At 48.3% G+C, this 18917-nt stretch carries 14 protein-coding genes; 8 read left to right on the top strand and 6 right to left on the bottom strand.

Annotated elements, in window-relative coordinates; genetic code table 11:
• Positions 1 to 405: 405 nt before the first annotated feature.
• Positions 406 to 1446, top strand: coding sequence for an RNA polymerase sigma factor RpoD (gene rpoD, locus KDW_RS09705; protein ID WP_371876251.1), 1041 nt, complete (start codon positions 406 to 408; stop codon positions 1444 to 1446).
• Between the two features lie 590 nt (positions 1447 to 2036).
• Here rpoD and tpiA read toward each other — a convergent pair.
• The 4 genes from tpiA to KDW_RS09685 form a co-directional block, all read right to left on the bottom strand.
• Positions 2037 to 2831, bottom strand: coding sequence for a triose-phosphate isomerase (gene tpiA / locus KDW_RS09700; protein WP_151755760.1), 795 nt, complete (start codon positions 2829 to 2831; stop codon positions 2037 to 2039).
• 141 nt (positions 2832 to 2972) lie between these two features.
• Positions 2973 to 4166, bottom strand: coding sequence for a phosphoglycerate kinase (locus KDW_RS09695; RefSeq protein WP_151755759.1), 1194 nt, complete (start codon positions 4164 to 4166; stop codon positions 2973 to 2975).
• A 105-nt stretch (positions 4167 to 4271) separates the two neighbouring features.
• On the bottom strand, positions 4272 to 5285 hold the full coding sequence (gene gap, locus KDW_RS09690; protein WP_151755758.1) for a type I glyceraldehyde-3-phosphate dehydrogenase: 1014 nt from the start codon (positions 5283 to 5285) through the stop codon (positions 4272 to 4274).
• 764 nt (positions 5286 to 6049) lie between these two features.
• On the bottom strand, positions 6050 to 7510 hold the full coding sequence (locus KDW_RS09685) for a pyridoxal phosphate-dependent aminotransferase (protein ID WP_162005099.1): 1461 nt from the start codon (positions 7508 to 7510) through the stop codon (positions 6050 to 6052).
• Between the two features lie 237 nt (positions 7511 to 7747).
• Between KDW_RS09685 and KDW_RS09680 the strand changes: the two genes are divergently transcribed.
• The 7 genes from KDW_RS09680 (at position 7748) to curA (ending at position 15342) form a co-directional block, all read left to right on the top strand.
• Positions 7748 to 8494 (top strand): SDR family NAD(P)-dependent oxidoreductase, encoded by a 747-nt coding sequence (locus KDW_RS09680; protein WP_151755756.1) that lies wholly within the window; start codon positions 7748 to 7750, stop codon positions 8492 to 8494.
• A gap of 203 nt (positions 8495 to 8697) precedes the next feature.
• Positions 8698 to 9831: an outer membrane protein assembly factor BamB family protein gene (locus tag KDW_RS09675; RefSeq protein WP_151755755.1), complete on the top strand. Its 1134-nt coding sequence runs from the start codon at positions 8698 to 8700 to the stop codon at positions 9829 to 9831.
• Between the two features lie 210 nt (positions 9832 to 10041).
• On the top strand, positions 10042 to 11529 hold the full coding sequence (tnpC, locus tag KDW_RS09670) for an IS66 family transposase (protein WP_151754426.1): 1488 nt from the start codon (positions 10042 to 10044) through the stop codon (positions 11527 to 11529).
• 1096 nt (positions 11530 to 12625) lie between these two features.
• Entirely contained in the window at positions 12626 to 12883 is a 258-nt protein-coding gene (locus tag KDW_RS09660) for a hypothetical protein (RefSeq protein ID WP_151755753.1), read from the top strand.
• Positions 12873 to 13226, top strand: a complete 354-nt coding sequence (locus KDW_RS09655; RefSeq protein ID WP_151755752.1) for a rhodanese-like domain-containing protein — start codon at positions 12873 to 12875, stop codon at positions 13224 to 13226. Before KDW_RS09660 ends, KDW_RS09655 begins: the two co-directional genes overlap by 11 nt.
• A 76-nt stretch (positions 13227 to 13302) precedes the next feature.
• Positions 13303 to 14073 (top strand): enoyl-ACP reductase FabI, encoded by a 771-nt coding sequence (locus KDW_RS09650; RefSeq protein WP_151755751.1) that lies wholly within the window; start codon positions 13303 to 13305, stop codon positions 14071 to 14073.
• A gap of 264 nt (positions 14074 to 14337) precedes the next feature.
• The gene (gene curA / locus KDW_RS09645; RefSeq protein WP_151755750.1) at positions 14338 to 15342 is read left to right on the top strand and encodes an NADPH-dependent curcumin/dihydrocurcumin reductase; all 1005 of its coding nucleotides are present in this window, start codon (positions 14338 to 14340) and stop codon (positions 15340 to 15342) included.
• A 405-nt stretch (positions 15343 to 15747) separates the two neighbouring features.
• Here the strand turns inward: curA and KDW_RS09640 are convergent, their stop codons facing one another.
• Together KDW_RS09640 and KDW_RS09635 are read right to left on the bottom strand one after the other, a co-directional pair.
• Complete coding sequence (locus tag KDW_RS09640) at positions 15748 to 17148, bottom strand: hypothetical protein (RefSeq protein ID WP_151755362.1); 1401 nt, start codon at positions 17146 to 17148, stop codon at positions 15748 to 15750.
• 112 nt (positions 17149 to 17260) lie between these two features.
• Positions 17261 to 18889: a trypsin-like peptidase domain-containing protein gene (locus KDW_RS09635; protein ID WP_162005098.1), complete on the bottom strand. Its 1629-nt coding sequence runs from the start codon at positions 18887 to 18889 to the stop codon at positions 17261 to 17263.
• Positions 18890 to 18917 lie beyond the last annotated feature (28 nt).

The raw sequence follows: 18917 nt of genomic DNA, 5'->3' as shown, positions 1-18917 counted from the left end.
GTCGAGCACAACGAACAGACAAAACACTCGCCGTGATCTAACTGAGCGGCAATAAAAAATCATTTTTACCAAATCGGACCAGAGAGCAGGAATTGTTATCATTTATCGTTTATCTATTAGGCCTGTTTTCTGAAGGGGGATGCCAGAATGGTTAATCGGGACCAAGAAGTAATGGATCGAGTACAAAATGACCGTGGTAACGTCAGTACAATCAGTACAGGGCCATTGAATAATGTTTTTGAACTTGAACATTTTAATATGGATCAAACCATGTTAAGTGATACGGCAGATGTCTTTAATATTGACACCGTCGGTCATCATGCTCACGTTCCAGCGGCAAACCCACCGGCACCCGTTGGAGACAGCGAGGCATTTGACCTGTTTAAATTGCAGGACGAAGAACCTATGGATGCCCTGGATCCGACCAAAGAGCCACCAGCCGACTGGGAGCCTGGTCCCGAAGAAGTTGCAGCAGTGGATGCAGAAATCCTGGCAGATCCGAAATGGGATGAGCTCGGAGAGAACCTGGGGATTGTCGTAGCTGACCTTGAGAGCAGCCTGGATGATCCTGTGCGTATGTACTTGCGTGAGATTGGCCGTGTGCCCTTGTTAAACGCCGAAGAAGAAGTGCGCCTGGCCCACTTGATGGAGCGTGGCAAGCAAGAGCGTCTGCGTGCAGAGCGTCTCAAGGTTAAGCCGAACCGCAAATACGTCGAAGATGGTGAAGAGGCCCAGCGTCGTCTGACCGAGGCTAATCTGCGTCTGGTTGTTAGCGTCGCTAAAAAATACATTGGCCGTGGAATGAACCTGCTGGACCTGATCCAGGAAGGAAATATCGGCCTGATTCGTGCGGTCGAAAAATTCGACTACACCAAAGGCTTCAAATTCAGCACCTATGCCACCTGGTGGATCCGACAGGCAATCACACGTGCAATTGCCGATCAAGCACGTACCATCCGTATTCCGGTACACATGGTTGAAACCATCAATCGCTTGATCCGTATCAGCCGCCGACTGCTACAGGATCTCGGACGCGAACCTACCTCGGAAGAAATTGCCGAGCAGATGGAGATCAGTGCTGAAAAAGTACGTGAGATCATCAAAGTCAGCCAGGAACCAGTCAGTCTGGAGACACCCATTGGTGAAGAAGACGACAGCCATCTTGGTGACTTTCTGGAAGACCAGACTGCTCTGGCACCAGCTGAAGCCGCCAGCCACCAGTTACTCAAAGAGCAGGTCGAAGACGTGCTGGATAGTTTAACGGAGCGCGAACGAAAAGTGCTGCAACTGCGTTTTGGACTGGATGATGGGCGCAGCCGTACACTGGAAGAAGTTGGCAAAGAGTTTCATGTCACACGTGAACGTATTCGTCAGATTGAAGCCAAGGCACTGCGCAAATTGCGGCATCCAAGTCGCAGCCGTAAGCTTAAAGATTATCTGGACTAACTGTTTTTTATCCACATGTGTATAAGTCTGTGCATATGTGGATAACTTTGTGAATAAGCTCTAGAGTGAGTCGTTTATCCAACGGCTCACTTTTTTTTATGTATCGCTGTAGAATGGCTTCCACCTTCAGATAAAAAGTATAACAAGCAAAGAAATAGCCACATTGTCAGATTCTGAAAAACAACAGGGAGAATGTGGATAACTTTTCCACATCTTTCGTGTTTTTTCCTGATCCCTACATATGTGGAAAAGTTATCCACACTGTGGAAAGATAGAGCCATAAAATTCAAATAGTAATCTTCAGGCCATTCATACCAACAACATAAATATGAAACCATCCAGAATGAATTCTAAGGACGAGGAAAGGGCTTTGCTGTTCTCGCTAGTATAATGAGTGCTTGAGACATCTATAAGCCATTCACTGACCACCTCAAGAGCTTTTGTTAGTGGGCATACTGCTTTATTTTGTAGCGTAGTGCAGTTATTTCTTGTGTACTCAATAAATTGAAGAATAATAATGAAAGTTAAAAAATAAAGAGAAAGCATAATCTATACTTTCTCTCTAAAAAATATTGCTTTTATTGTTAATATTAACTGTTTATAACTTCAGCAGATTTACGCACTATTTCTACGAAATCTGATTTGATGCTTGCTCCACCGATCAAGCCACCATCAATATCAGGATGAGCGATAAACTCGCCAATGTTAGCGGAAGTTACACTACCACCATATAAAATACGAATTGCTTGCGCCGCCGTATCCCCATATATTTCCGCATAGATATGGCGAATAAGATGAATAACATGGCCAGCTTCAGTAGCGGAAGCAGCTTTGCCAGTGCCGATAGCCCAGATAGGTTCATAGGCGATGACAATCTTGCCAGCCTGTTCTTCATTCAGTCCAGCCAGACTCTGTTCAACCTGTGCTTTGATTACCGCCTGTGTCTCGCCCGATTCATACTGATCAGTATTTTCCCCTATACACACAATAGGAAGCAAGTCATAATGTAAAGCGGCATGAACCTTTTTATTGACGAGCTCATCGGTCTCATGGAAATAACCTCGACGCTCAGAGTGGCCCAGAATAACAGCCGAACACAACTCCTTCACCATTCCAGGAGCGATTTCTCCTGTAAAGGCCCCTTTATCCTCAAAGTACATATTCTGTGCCCCTAGTTCAACTCCAGGGGTAGGAACCGACTGCATGACTTGATGAACAGCAGCCAGAGAAATAGCAGGCGGACAGAGAATACTCATAATATGAGAATGCTGCTGAACAATTTTGCCAAGCTCTGGAAGAATTTCAGCAACAAAGCGTGATGCCTGTTGAGGTCCAAGATTCATTTTCCAGTTACCAGCAATAATAGCGGTACGAACGGTCGTCATACGTTGCTCCTTTACCAATGAGGATCGTCAGAGATCCATTATCGTATATCGTTATCGAATTGAGAAGGAGCGACCAGGCTGGCCGCTCCCTATACAGTTTATAACTTATTGGGATGATACCCAATTGTATCATCTTTAGTCTTAAGCATCCTGCAAAGCTGCAACTCCAGGTAGAACGCGGCCCTCTAAGAATTCTAGTGAGGCCCCACCGCCAGTTGAAACATGCGTCATCTGTCTGGCCGCGCCCGCCTGCTCAACAGCAGCAGCAGAGTCACCACCACCGATAATCGTGGTTGCGCCCTGTTGGGTACGTTCGCTTAAGATGCCAACCAGCGCATTGGTGCCTTTAGCGAAGGCAGGCATCTCAGCCACACCCATCGTACCATTCCAAATAATGGTCTGAGCATCGGCAAGTGCCTGACGAAACGCTTTAATAGTAGCTGGCCCAATATCCAGAATGCGCCAGCCCTGCGGCACATCTATAGCTGGAACCACTTTATGGTCCGCATCAGCTGCAAAGCGATCAGCAATCACCACATCCGAAGGAAGCAGAAATTTTTTTCCCTGTTGTTGAGCCTGAGCCAGCAGATCTCTGGCCACAGCCACCTTCGCTTCCTCATACAACGAATCGCCGATCTCCAATCCCTGGGCCTTGAGAAACGTATTGGCCATACCTCCACCGATCAAGATAACATCGGAGATACTGATCAAACGTTCCAGCACAGCGATCTTATCAGAGACCTTGGCACCGCCGACCAGGGCAGCAAAAGGACGTTTTGGATTTTCCAGTGTATGTCCCAGAAAATTCAGCTCTTTCTCCACCAGAAAGCCCGAAACACCTGGAAGATAATGGGTAACGCCCTCGGTTGAAGCATGGGCGCGATGGGCGGTACCGAACGCATCATTCACATAAATATCGCCCAGTGAAGCCAGCCGATGAGCAAACGCAGGATCGTTCTTTTCCTCTTCTTTATGGAAGCGCAGATTCTCAAGTAACAGAACCTGCCCCGGCTGTAATGCTTTCGCTTTTGCCTCAGCTTCAGAACCAATCGCATCCGTTGTCGTCTGGACGGGACGCTTTAAGAGTGTAGCCAGGCGTTCAGCAACAGGCTGTAAACGCATTTCCTCAACCACCTGACCCTTAGGGCGGCCCAGATGGGACATAAGAATAACCGCGGCCCCATTTTCCAGCAAGTACTCTATGGTTGGCAAGGCAGCCGCAATACGCGTATCGTCGGTAATTTTCTGCTCTGCAGTCAGAGGAACATTGAAATCAACTCGAACCAGTACGCGCTTGCCTGCAACATCAATATCCCGAACGGTCTTTTTATTCATCGCTTTGTCCTATAACTAGTTCAAGCAATATATTAATATGCCTGGACACATAAAATGGCGTAGCTACACATTTTTGTGCAACATACGCCATCGAGAACTACGCAATTAGAAGCCTTTTTCAGCAATAAAGGCCGCCAGGTCAGAAACGCGGTTTGAATAACCCCACTCGTTATCGTACCAGGCCAGAACCTTAATCATATTGCCGCCAAGCACCATGGTGGAAAGACCATCAACAATAGAGGAATGAGGATCGCCACGGAAATCAGTAGAGACCAGAGGCTCCTCTGTGTATTCCAGAATACCCTTCAGTGAGCCGGCTGCAGCCTCTTTGAAGGCATCATTAACAGCTTCAATCGAAGCTTCCTTGCGTGTCGTAATCACGAAATCTACTACCGAAACGGTAACCGTAGGAACGCGAAGTGACATACCATCAAAGCGACCCTTCAACTCAGGAATAACCAGAGCCAGAGCGCGGGCAGCGCCAGTTGTGGTCGGGATAATGTTGCTACCAGCAGCACGAGCGCGGCGCAGATCCTTATGCACCTGATCAAGGATACGCTGATCGTTGGTATAAGAGTGGATCGTATTCATCAGACCACGCTCAATACCAAAGGTATCATTAAGAATCTTCGCAGTAGGAGCCAGACAGTTTGTCGTACAGGAAGCATTAGAAATAATATTATGTTTGGCTGGATCATACATATGCTGGTTGACACCCAGAACAATCGTCAGATCCTCACCTTTAGCAGGAGCCGAGATAATAACTTTTTTGGCGCCACCTTTTAAGTGAGCGGCCGCCTTGTCTGCATCTGTGAAAAGGCCTGTCGACTCAACTACAATATCGACACCCAGATCGCCCCAGGGAATTTGAGATGGATCGCGCTGGGCGATAACCTTGATCTCATGACCATTTACAATCAAGCTTTCTGCCGTAGCTTCAACCTCGCCCGGGAAACGTCCATAGGTGGAATCATATTTTAGAAGGTGGGCATTTGTTTTAGTATCAGTGAGGTCGTTGACAGCAACAACTTCTAATTCGCTGGAGTGATTTTCAAGGATTGCTTTGAGCGACTGACGTCCAATACGCCCGAAGCCATTAATGCCTACGCGGGTTGCCATGCGTTTTCTCCTTATAATATTGTTGTAACCCTGTGTAAAAATTGCCCAGGAAAGCAGACTTACAGTCCTGCCTCCAACAATCAATTCATCTCCTGATGATAGAGGGCTTATAGTGTGTCAAAAATCAATGACGGTTGCAGCACTGGAACACGTTCTATACTATGATTGACCACAGTTTAGCCTGGCCGATATATGATACACCGGCTATTGCTATTTGTTTTCAGACTCCTGAGAGATGAACTGCTGGCGCATTTCGGCCTTGAAATACTTCAATGATGGTTTGCCGGTACTCTTACAGTCCACATGGGAATCCACCAAATAGTCCCGTCACCTTCATTTCTCTAACTACAAGATTATCACCTGCAGACGAAACTAGCAATATGTCTGAGTTACGAGCTTAGCAGACAAAAGAAATAGTAGTGTTTTAGCTGCTGTGTGTAAAGTAACTATAGAAGAAAAATGAGGAGAAAATCGCACTCTAATAAAATTATAGATACTATTTTTGCCTGTGTTATGGAAGGTTTGAAACGAGAGGTTAATATTGGGGATTTAGTTAGTTGCGGTTATAGTGTTATTGCTAAATGGTTATATGTCTGTATATGATGCTTTGCGGTTGTGGTGGGGCCTGGTCATACGTGTACTGATCGCAGCGACAAGCGCTGCCGGTACGAGGTTGCAGCGACAAGCGTTGTCGGTACATGGTATATAGTGAAGTGGGCATTTTGCGTGGTGCAGTTACCCATTTCACTATACATATTTTTTTCTTATAGGATTTCTTTTGGAATGATAGGGATTACACCGATAGAAAAACGGATATAGGCATCATCGTAACCAAATCCAGTTCCTGGAACGCCAGCAATACCTGTTTTTTCAAACAGCGCAAATGCATCTACTCCTTCCTTGAGCTTGCTCCAATTATAGACTGTGGCATCATCATCTATGTAAATCTGATCGAAGAGATGAAACTGTTCATCGATAGAGCGTAGTTGTGCGAGTAATTGTGTACGCCTTAAACGATAAAAGCGACGCAGTTTTTCTGCAAGTAAGGGGCGTTCCTGGAAGAGACGATAATAGGCCATAAAGCGCAACTGCCATTCACCTGGAAGTGCAGCCAGACCATTAGACCAGCTGACAGAGATGCCAGCCGCAATATCAGGATCACCACATGTGACCCAACCCAGACGCTCACCAGTCAAGGTATAGGTTTTAGAAAAGCTGCTCACAAAGATCGTATGTTTAAGTACATCAGGCTGTGTGAACGTAGCCATACGCGCCTGATCCTCCTCTGGTTTGCCCGTTCCAATATAGGCAAGATCAGCCAGGATAAAGACCTTACGGCCATGCTCGCGATAGCGACGTAGTACCGCGTGAAGATCATTCAACTCCTCAGGCGTATAAGCAAATGCAGTCGGATTATTTGTAATTGTCAGATACAGCACAGAAATATCCTGGCGCTCGGTAAGGATCTGATCCAACTGCTCACCAGTCAATTTAAAATGGTTTTCCGCAGCCGTACTATAGCGATAAATGTGATAGCCATAGCTGAGGGCCTGCCACTCGGGAACACCGAAACCTGGTTCAGGAAAAAGAATCGCGATCGACTCTTTCTTCTGTGTACGAGCCAGATGGGCCAGACCACGCAAAACGTTATCAATCCCATCCATAGCACCCAGGCTGAGATGAATATTCCGATGTGTGACCTCGATACCCCAGCGGCCCATTTCTCCGGCTAACCAGCCGCGCAGAACTGGATTGCCAATGCCATAGATATCATAAACGCGTGGATCAAAGCCCTGACTGAGTAAGTGGCGCTCGCATGTTTGCATTTGTTCACGCAGCCAGAGATATGTCTCACCCGTAGCTGTATAGCCATGTAGTTGCTCACCAGGTAAAGCAATACCTAACTCATCGGCCAGCATACGATAATCCCAGGGTCCACCAGGTTCGCCTTCGCATTCTACTACCTGGCGTAGATCGATATCACCAATAGTGCGATTAACAACTTCGGCACGGATAAGTTCATCTGAGATAGCATGTTCCCGGCAGGCCTGTTCTAACTCAGCCACAATACGCGCCATGACACGAATAGGGCCCGCACCCTCTTGAATATGGGGACGATAGGCTATAAGGATATCGCTGCGCAAGCGGCGAAGAAGAGCAAGCTGTTCATCCATAGATAAGCCCGCTGGAGTTGATGAATCTGTTGAAGAGGTAGATTGGCTCACAGGTAGTGTAACTCCTTTCATGTTGTGCATCGCTGCACTCCACACTGGATACCTTCTCACGTGAAGAATACTGATCAACATTGAACAGTTTGACCCTACTAGTGTAACACTTATGTTTATTCACGCAAAGATTTCAGGGGAAATCCTATAACTATGCCTGTCTACTCACAGCTCACACGATTGAACGGCATGTTGTTTAATGTAGCCATAGGTTATTCATAAAAAGGAAGGTGTAAGATGTTCACGGGAAAAACGGTTGTTGTGACAGGAGCGGGGCGCAGTATCGGGCGTAGATTAGCTCTTGGCTTTGCGGAGCAAGGAGCGACAGTACTGGTACATTATGGACATGCCAGACAAGGTGCTGAAGAAGTGGTCCAACAGATTGAAGCACAGGGAGGCAAAGCATTTTTAGCCCAGGCCGATTTACGCCGCCCCGAAGAAGTAGCTCAACTGGTGAAAAACGCATATGAGCAGCTAGGATTAATCGACGTATGGATCAATAATGCCGGAGCCAGTGCCAACACAGACGAAATTCAGGGGATGACCGAGATTGAAGTGTTTGAGCGTATGGTCGGCGTCGATATCATGGGAACCTGGCGCAGTTGCCGGGAAGTTCAACCCTATATGCGTGAGGGAGGGTGTATTTTAACCACTGGCTGGGATCGTGCACTGGATGGTGCACCAGGATTGCCGAATCAGATGTATGCCATCAGCAAAGGCGCTATTATGTCCCTGACACGTTGTCTGGCCAGCGAGTTCGCCCCTCAGGTGCGTGTTAATTGCATTGCCCCTGGTCGGATAGAAAACGAATGGTCCCAGACCCTCTCCGAAACATCGCGTCAAAAAGCCGTCAAGGATATTCCCATGCAACGCTGGGGAACTGCTGACGATATATTACAAACAGCCCTGTTTCTGGCATCGCCGGTGGCCTCATTTATGACTGGACAGACATTGCTGATCAATGGTGGTGAAATTATGCGTTAGTCCATGCCTGTCTGCTACCCATGGATATATAAATACGTAAAGACGGATAGATAATCTTTTGACAGATGTAAAAAATCTTGTGACACATTTTCCTGGTTGAAGCCTGCTGGCAGAGCGGATATAAAGAATGTACATTTTGTCAGCCAGGCAACGTATCAAGGAGTAGACAGGAAAAAAAAACAAGAGACAGGTGAGTACATTGGATGAAAACGCTATTCACAAAGAGCACTAAATTAACTGATCGTGGCATTTATATTACCTGGCATTCATCAATCTATAAAGCCAGTATGAACGAGCGAACTATCCTCTGGCAACGAGAAATAGCTGGATTAGGACCCGACCTGATCTTTGATAAAGGTGTTGTCTATGTATATGCATCCCAGCGCGACGGTATTGTCTATGCACTGCAAGCCAGCACAGGCCAGGAAATCTGGTCTATGTGTATTTCACCTTATCTTGTCAAAGCTGGAATGCAAGTTAATGAATTGATGGCCATGACCTTGATAGATACCGTCCTGTACGTGTTGTCATTTCAAGGAACCCTCTATGCACTGAATACGACCACTGGTGTCCTACTTGCAACATACGAGATTCCTCCTCTCCAGGATATACCCCTGGGCTCGATAGAACTCATTATTGCTGATGGCATTTTATATGGTAGTGATCAGAATAATCTTTATGCTTTGAACTTGCAGACTACCAGGCCACAATGGAAGACATCAATACAGATGCCACAAAAAATTCTGGCTTATACCCTGAGCAATAAAGCAATCTACACAATCGCTGATTTAGATCCAGAAGGTAGTTATGTTTATGCCTTCGCCGCTGATACTGGACAGCAAAACTGGCGCTCTGATTTATTGCCTGATCCTATCTTTGACGCACCCGTTTGTGATAAAGATACGACATATTGCATGGGAGCAACTACAGTGTACGCATTAAATGCGCAAAATGGAGAGTTGCGATGGGAGCATTTTGTTGGTAGGACTGCTGGATTAAAGCCATGTATTGAAAATGATATGCTGTACCTCTGTTTAGCTGGAGCATATCAACAAGAAGAATTTGAGGAAGATGATTCTCAAATAAAGCAATGTTCACTGGTGGCCCTGGACCGTCATACGGGAGAGCTCAGGTGGTTTCGAAATTTAGCTTTGCAGGCAAGTACGTTTCACGTGAAACATGGAATATTTTATCTCTACTGCGCCGCGATCGATAGACTCTATGCTTTTGGTGCTGGTGATGGTTCAGTGTACTGGTGGTTAGATTGTGGTGTCAAGAAATCTGATATAGATAGCGAATCTCCCGGATTTGGATCATCGCTGATTGTTATTCCTTGATGCTACCTATTATGCTCATGCATGGTTGGCGCCCAATCAAAGCCCCCACCGTAGTGGCAGCTGTGAAGGCTAATACTTTTCACTTAAGCCTTTTTCTGGACGAGATTGACGAAAGCATCTGAGCCGATCAGAGGCCCAGTGACTTCAAAGGATCAAGGTAACTACTCAGAACCCCTTTTCCACAAAGGGAAAAGCTGATAAAATGTGAACATGAGAGAAGAAGACGTTAGGGAGCTACAAAGCGCATTTCGCGAGTTGAAAATCGCATACAGCGAACTGCAAGAGAAGGTGAAACAGCAAGATCAGCACATCGAGGAACTGCGAGGGCAGTTGCTCAAAGAGCGTCTGCGCAATCTGGAACTGGAAAAACGGTTGGCCAAAGACAGCCGCAATAGTAGTAAACCTCCTTCCAGCGATGGGTACAAGCGCCAGCAAAAACGGCGAGAGAAAAGCCAGAAAAAGAGTGGAGGGCAAAAGGGTCACAGCGGTCATCAATTGGCTCAGGTGGAAACGCCAGATGAGGTGATTGAGCACCGAGCCAGAGACTGCCAGCACTGTCAGCACCCCTTATCGCAGACAGTAGGGGTGCTGAAGGAACGTCGTCAAGTGCATGAGTTGCCACCCCTGCGTTTGCAGGTGAGGGAACATCAGCAGATCGAGCAGATCTGTCCCAGATGTGGTGGGCGATCCTGCGGGAACTTTCCCCCAGGAGTGGATGCAGCAGCCCAGTATGGTCCCAATGTGCGAGGGTTGGCCGTCTATCTTTCCCAATTCCAGCTCTTGCCTCTCGAAAGGATCACCGAACTCTTTGCTGATCTGCATTTAGGCACCGTGAGTGAAGGGAGCATCGTCAATTGGGTGCGTGAGGCAGCCAAGAACTTGTCCTTGACGCAGCAAGCCCTTGAACGACTCGTGCTGCAGAGCCGACTGGCCCATGTGGACGAGACGGGTGGTCGTATTGAGGGGATCTTGCATTGGTTTCACGTTGTGAGCACACGTGCTCTTACGATCTACCACTGGCATCGCAAGCGAGGGCATGAGGCCATGAATGAGATGGGACTGCTGCCTCTTTACACGGGTCGGCTCGTGCACGATCGCTGGAAAAGCTATGATCAGTATCGCTGTGAGCATAGCCTGTGTGGAGCCCATCTGTTGCGTGATTGCTTGTTTGTTGCAGAAGAAGAAAAACAACCATGGGCGCAAGAGATGTACATTGTCTTGCTTGAACTAAGTGAGGCGACCAAGCAGGCGCGCGCCTGTGGTCAAAAGACCCTTGATCCAGCGATCCGCACACGCTGGTTGGCTGCGTATTTTGAGGTGATTGGGCGTGGCTATCGTGCCTGGGATGAGGCGCACCCGCCACCGGAGCCCACCGCCGCCCGCAAACGGGGTCGTCCCAAACAAGATCCTGGCAAAAATCTCCTTGATGCCTTCCTCCACCGCGCCGATCAAGTGCTCGCTTTTGTGGATGACTTGACCGTGCCCTTTACCAACAATCTAGCGGAGCGCGACTTACGCATGATCAAGGTGCAGCAAAAGATTTCCGGGACCTTTCGCAGCGATGCGGGTGCCACTGCCTTCTGTACCATTCGCAGTTATTTGAGCACCATGCGTAAGCAAGGGCATTCCATGCTCGACGCCCTTGCTGCTGTCTTTCAAGGTTCCCCGCTTCCCATTGCTTGGGAAGCTGGGTCCTGAGCAGTTACGGATCAAGAAAAGCGAACCTACACGTTTTACCTCTCTTGATCCTTTGAGAAGGTATTCCTTCACCGTCATGCTATCATTTCAGCCATTCAATCCCTTAAGTGAAAAGTATTAGCTGTGAAGGCTACGTTCAACGTAACAGATTCGGTAACTGCGACGTCAGGACCCATGAGCAGGTCTCTCCGCGTAACGGCAGGTCTTGGGCCTGCAAACAGTTCACGTATGATAGGTCCCTCACACACGTGGTTGTGCAGAGGAGAGCATATCAAAGCGTGTCCCACGTCAGGATGGTGTCTTGTCGGACGTGAAGTGGTCGCGGGCTCAAGACCCAATATTTTTCGTTGAAGCGCTTTTGTGGCCATAAAAATAGTACGTGGAGAGGGCGCCACACGCGGAGGCCGGCATGCGGCGTGATGGTGGAGCGAGGGGCTCAACGAGCATCGCATGCCTGTGGCGCCTACACCGAGACGGATCCTGTTTCGTGATCCTCTCCGAGAAGGTACGGGGAGGATGCACACGATCCCTATAGGCGCCACAGCACTGCGAAGTCGTGCTTGCACGCTGGCCTGCGCAAACGTAGCAGTGCGGCCTCCGCGTGTGGCGCCCTCTCCACGTACACCTTGCTTGCTGGTCACGTCGAACTATCTCTCCACGTCTCGCTAACCGAAACGTATTAGGCTCAAGACCTGCCGCTACAGCGGGGGCTCCTGCTTATTTGCTGAGGTGGAGGTGGCTTTCTCTGTTTAACTAAGGTATGTTTCACGTGAAACATACTATTGAAAAGATCCCCAAGAGATAATAGATATAAAGCTCTTTCAATTCAGTATACAATGAAGTTTTTCGGTTACAATGTTTCACGTGAAACATCAAAAGAGAATGGGTTGTCAGGATTGATATGTACAGGGGGAGTTTTAGTTGGTGATATTTTTAAGTTGATCTATAGTGCTAATCATGGCTGTGACATTCGCTAAAAGTTAAAGTATACGTAAAATGTCATGGTTATATCTGCTCTTGCTGTCTACTGTCGAATTTGCTACACTGTGAGGGGCATTGAATCAAACAGCATAAGTAGATGAAAAGAGGTAGGTATATGCGAGCCGTAGATGATAGCAGGCCCAAATATGCTGCCATTATGCGTGTGTTACTGACCTGGAAACAGTTACCTGAAAGTGACGTTTCGCGTATGCTACATAACTATTTCCTCATCACAGATGATTTTCGCGAAATGGAAGATCAGGGATACATCACTATGGCTTTTAGTGGTGACGAATATATGATTGTTCCTACCTTATTAGGCCGTCTCTGGCTGGAGCAATACGAAACAGGAGAAGCTAGCAATGGCATATGATTATGATGATGAAGTGCTGCCATACACAACAATTGGCACTGATGATGCTAAGCGCATGATCGAAGCCGGCACACGAATTGTGGATGTGCGCATGCCTGATGAATGGAATTATGGGCATATCGCTGAAGCAACTCTGGTTCCGATTCAAGGTATTTATTCTTTCGGTAAGGCTTTGCAAGAAAAGAATTTACCTCTTGATGAGGAAGTGATTTTTGTGTGTGCTGCGGGACAGCGGAGTGCCACGGCCTCTGAAATTGCATCTCTAATGGGTTTTAAAAAAGTATATAATCTCGCGCGCGGCATGAATGGATGGGTCAATCGTGGCTATCCAATTGAGCGCTAAGTGTCCTGATTCAGGATGCGCTATATAGTGGACTGTTGTAAAAAGCAACGAGTGTATTTTGAGAGGAGATATAACTATGCCCTTATTAGAAGGCAAAAAAGCTCTTATTTTTGGTGTTGCAAATCATCGTTCGATTGCCTGGGCGATTGCACAGGCCCTGGCACGTGAAGGGGCTCAACTCGTACTCACATACCAGGAGCGCATGGAAAAATATGTCCGTGACCTGGCTGCTAAAATTCCCGGAACAGAACTTATTCCTTGTGATGTGCAAAACGATGCTGACCTGGATGCTGCCTTTGCAAAAGCGGGCGAGCTGTTGGATGGCCGCCTTGACATCCTGGTCCATTGTGTAGCCTTCGCCCCTGCCAGTGAGCTGGAAAATCCTTTCATCCAGACCACACGTGAAGGTTTCCATACCGCCCTTGATATCAGCGCCTATTCATTGGTAGCCCTGGCCAAGCGTGCAGAGCCTCTGATGAAAGAGCACGGTGGTAGTGTGCTGGCTCTGACCTATATGGCCAGTGAGCGCGTCATGCCGAAATATAATGTCATGGCCGTAGCCAAAGCTGCCCTGGAGTGTAGTGTTCGCTATCTGGCCTATGAGATGGGCGAGCACAACATCCGTGTTAATGCCATCTCGGCAGGTCCATTGAATACACTGGCCGCTCGTGGTGTTTCTGGTCTCTCCGGTTTCCGTGAGCAGGTCGCACATGCCGCCCCTCTGCGCCGCAACATTGAGCAGAGCGAAGTTGGTGATACCGCCCTTTTCTTGAGCAGTGATCTCTCACGTGGTATCACTGGTGAGATTATGTTCGTGGATGCTGGCTATAATATCATGGGTGCATAAATACATAGCTGATCAGGTGGACATTCCTTGCGGAGTGTCCACTTTTTTTATGCCTTGTTGCTAGATTTTTATATCAGTTGTTTCACGTGAAACATTGCCCCATTTAAGATTTTGTTTTCGTCATATTGCAGGTGGACAGAAACATATTCGGCAATTTTGCCGCTATCTCGAGCTTGTTGTCAACCAGATGAAATAATTTACGTGTCAGGGGTGTTATCGAAATCGGCATCTAAAAATGCCAGAATTTGAAAGGATATATATATAATGACAACGAAGAATAAACAGGTACTCCTCGCCAACCGTCCAAAAGGATGGGTGCAGGAAAGTGATTTTAAACTGGTAGAGACAGATGTGCCCGCCTTAAAGGATGGCGAAGTATTGGTAAAGAATCTTTATCTATCTCTCGATCCTTATATGCGTGGGCGTATGAACGAAGGGAAATCCTATGCAGCCAGTTCTAAATTGGACGAGGTGATGGTTGGTGGAACGATCGGGGTGGTTACCGAGTCAAAGAATCCAAAGTTCCAGGTCGATGACAATGTACTGGGTTACTTTGGATGGCAGGAATATGGTGTCTCTGACGGCAAAGGCCTGCAGAAGGTATCCGTATCACAGCAGGTTCCTGCATCCGCTTATCTGGGCGTGCTGGGCATGCCTGGTCTGACTGCCTGGGTAGGATTGATGAGTATTGGCCAGCCAAAAGCCGGTGAGACGGTTGTGGTCTCGGCTGCTTCAGGTGCGGTTGGTAGTGTCGTAGGACAGTTAGCAAAAGCGCATGGTTGTCGTGTGGTTGGTCTTGCTGGTGGCAAAGCCAAATGCGATTATGTTGTCAACGAACTGGGCTTTGATGCCTGTGTTGATTACAAAGCAGGAAAGCTGGTTGAAGATCTGACCGCTGCAACCCCTGATGGTATCGACGTTTATTTCGAAAATGTCGGTGGTGAAATCCTTGAGGCGGTGTTGGATCGCTTAAATGCACATGCACGCATTCCTCTCTGCGGTTTTGTCTCACAGTATAATGCCACCACAGCCCATCCTGTACGTAACTTTGGTGCACTATTGATCAACCGTGTGAAACTGCAAGGTTTTATTGTTGGTGAGCACGCTGAGCTGTTCCCTCAGGCGATGAAAGAATTGAGCGAACTGGTAGCCAGTGGAAAAATCAAATATCGTGAAACGGTTGCCGAAGGCCTGGACAATGCGCCAAAAGCTTTCATCGGTATGTTAAAAGGTGAGAACTTTGGTAAGCAGCTGGTAAAGCTAGCGTAGGCACGTAATCAACCTGAAGTGTGACAGAAAATCTGTTGTAAGACGAAACATGAGTCATCCCAGATTTTAGGGATGAGCTTGTGAAAGAAGCGAGCATTTCTCCTCAAGAAGTGGAGAAATGCTCGCTTCAGTTCTCTCCAAGAAAAGCGGTTGATGAAGTGCTTCTTGCTGGTGATCTCCTTCTCCTAGAAAACCAACGGGAGAAAAGAGAACAGAACGAAGACGTGTTCACACCAAGAGCATCACCTCGGTTTCCAGCGAGAAAACAGGCATCCATGTTTTGTGTGCGATCGCTCCATATGCTGGTTGCGATCGTTGTGCTGGATGAACACCGGTCACACGCCCCCGCGGTCAGGCAGTCCTGGCCATGGAATGGTTCAGCGGTGGTGCAGGCTCAACGCCTCATCAGAGCATGGTCACCGAGACCGTTGGCTGGCCTCGGCCCGACAGGGACTCCCAGTGCGGAGGCACACTTTGCCACAGCCGGCTCAGCGCCATGCGCATCCGCGCAAAGGGAGCATGAGCCTGTCGGCAATGGCGACCCGTTCGATGACAGTAGCGGCGCAGCAGCCAGCGGCGCAAGAGCGTGTAAAACGGCGCCAGCAAGGTGAGCAGAAATGCGTACGCCAGTGCTGCCAGCAGCAAGAGTTTTTCCCGTGGTTCCCACTCCCACACACGGGGGCTTTGGAAGGCCAACTCACTTTTGTTCTCTTTCCAGGTTAATTCGATTTGCCAGCGACGGGCATACGCAAACATGATCCTCCAAGCATCGTCCGCATTGGCGATCGGCTCAGCGGTGAGCAGATACCAAGGGAGGCCACCTTTGCGTCGGGCTACCACCAACCACAATGGTTGTTCACGATGGTCTGGGTGCGTAACGGGCAAAGCGAGAATGCTGGCCATGACCCACTGGTGACGACGGCAATCCCAGACCAGACGTTGTTGCCATCCCCGTTTGCCACGTGCGATTTTCCAGGCAGCGCGCCGTTGGCCTTGTTCATCCACCAGCTGATAGTCTTTTTTCCAACGCAATACAAAACGAAGCGAGAAGGCCACGAGCAAACCAAGCCAGAAACTGCTGGCGAAGCCTTGGTCAAAGACATGCATCACCTCGCGCCCCCAGAGCAGAACTCCTTGCAGCAACAGCTTGGCTTGCTCATCGCGTTTGAAGGAGGCACGCGCCCCGCGGCTGGTCCACCAGCGCATGCAGGCCAACGCTGGAGGGTCAGCCGACTGGTCGCAGCCCACCAGGACTACCGCTAGCCAATGAAGGCCAGGCACAAAAATGGGGCCACGAGGCGGGGTGTAGTAGCCCTTCTTCACATGGGTAAGTCGAGCCGCCTTACTGGAGCGCACCGGACCAAGATCGTCAGAAGCGATACTTTCCGGCTTCTCCCAAGCGCTCTCATCCCAGAGCGCCAGCGCATCCATTCCAGCCTGTTTCCACGTCGCCAAACGTTGGGTGGCTCGATGCCAGAGATAGGATCGGATCAGCTCGGCAGACCATTTGGAACAATGCAACAGACGCGAAAGGCGCTTGGTGCCAGCTGGGGCTTTGTCTGGCGTGTCGAGATAGCCACCCATTTCTGAGAGGAGCAAGCCATTCACTCGATCACGGAAAGTCAAAATCACCACCACGGTTTGCAACAACGTTCGCACGAGCCGCTTATCAATGCGGGTATCGACTTCGATGAGCAAGGGTGCAAGAAACTGAGCAAGACTCCCATACAATCCCTGGGCCATCTTGTCTGGAGGATATGGTGGAACTTGTGGCTCCTCAAGCCGTGTGAGATACTGAGAAGACATGAAAAACACCTCCTGGATTGACTGAATATTCGTTACTTTCTTCAGTCTCTCTCGGGAGGTGTCTTTTTACAAGCCCGACCTTAAAATTCGGGATGACTCATGTTTTATTGGTTCAGGCATCGTCTGGAGACAATGGAGCCGGCTCACCGCAAATAGTACAGAAGCGTGCGCCTGGACGGTTCATATGGCCGCATGGCCAGATTTTTAAGGATAGCGTATTCTGTCCTACTGGTGATGGTGCTCCTCCCGGTGTTTTTTGCGGGGAAGGGCTCGCTGCTACTCGATTAGCAGGATCTGGCTGAGACTTATCGCCTGGGGTTGCTGTAGCTGCCAGCGGTTTTCGATTTGCCGATGCAACTGGCTGCTGTTTTTTTATTTTATTTCGTGGGCGGAGCGCAGAGGCCAGGACGGCACCAACTAACACGATTACTAGCAAGATAGAACCTACTGTCAGGGCAATTGCTTGCCAGCTTGTGCTTGCCTGGGCAGACGGTTGTGAAGATGGTTTCTTCTGAGGTGAAGGGGTTGTAATCGGACCATTTTTAGCTTGCTTTTGTGCATAATCATAAAATTGCTGGCTTGCCTTAAACAGTGGATATCCCTTTTGTAGGCTCGCAAAATTTTGTTGAGCCTGGCCCCAATGTCCGGCATCAGTAGCCGCATAAGCATTGAACGCCTGTCCCCAGAGGGTCTGTTGTTTGCCGGATTTGGTATCCAGATTCAACGATTTAACCATGGCCTGAGCGCTACTACTGGCTTGCAAAAAGCTGGTGCCATTTGGGCCATTGGAATTATTGTCGACTCCAAAGCTAACAATGCCAACGATCGTGCCCTGATTATCCAGGGCTGGTCCGCCGCTATCTCCATGCTCAACATTTCCTCCAACCTGAATAAGCGGAGCACCTGCGTCGCTGGTTTTAAGCGAACTGACATAAATCTGATTGAGCGATGACGTCAACAAACTATCCGGCGATTTACCAACATCCGCATTGCCTGGAAATCCAACAATTGTCAATTTATCCTGAGGATGCACATTCGTCGAGTCCCCAATAGAAACGCTCAAAGTATCCGTCATGGGAACATGCACAATAGCCGTATCCTGTTGATCAGAAGGACTCTCTTTCTTAATCTGATCGACATTAACCCCGGCACCTGCGGGCAAGCTTTGAAAATTAGATGCGTTGGTCAGTCCTGTATAAGAAGTACTTAAAAAAACAGAGCTACCAGGTTTTTGAAATGTAGACGTCGATTTTAACTGACCACTGGTAAGTTGTTGCAGCACCTGGTCAGCAGTGACTGAATCAGAACCTTTTTGCACATTCTTATTCATATAATCAGCGACATCCTGAGCCGCTTTTCCATACAGAGCTTCACTCAATTGCTGATTCCTGGGAGGATTAACTACATGGTCAGCGGTCAAAATATCGCCTTGAGATGTGATAAAAGCTCCTGTACCAGAGAGGCTTATTTCGTAGCTATCAGTACTTTTCTGTGGAAAGTTCACATCCGTTGATGGTGGAAAGTGTACTGACAATTGTCCTGGAACTGTCGTAATAATACGTACTACTGCTGGCTGTGCCAGATCCACCGCTCGGACCGTTGGATCTTTCACATTTCCTCCTGGCATACTATCGGCCAGTGCAGGTTGACTGGTCATGATAAAGGCCAGAGAGATTCCCGCAATTATCAGTAGATAGAGGCATATAGGATTATTTGTGAATGTATTGTTTTTCTGATGCATATTTTTGTATTCCATCCCTATTTGTAGA

This window comes from Dictyobacter vulcani, assembly GCF_008974265.1.
GTDB classification, from domain to species: domain Bacteria; phylum Chloroflexota; class Ktedonobacteria; order Ktedonobacterales; family Ktedonobacteraceae; genus Dictyobacter; species Dictyobacter vulcani.
Note: the sequence above shows the minus strand (reverse complement) of the source record. Positions and strands in the feature narration are given on the sequence as shown.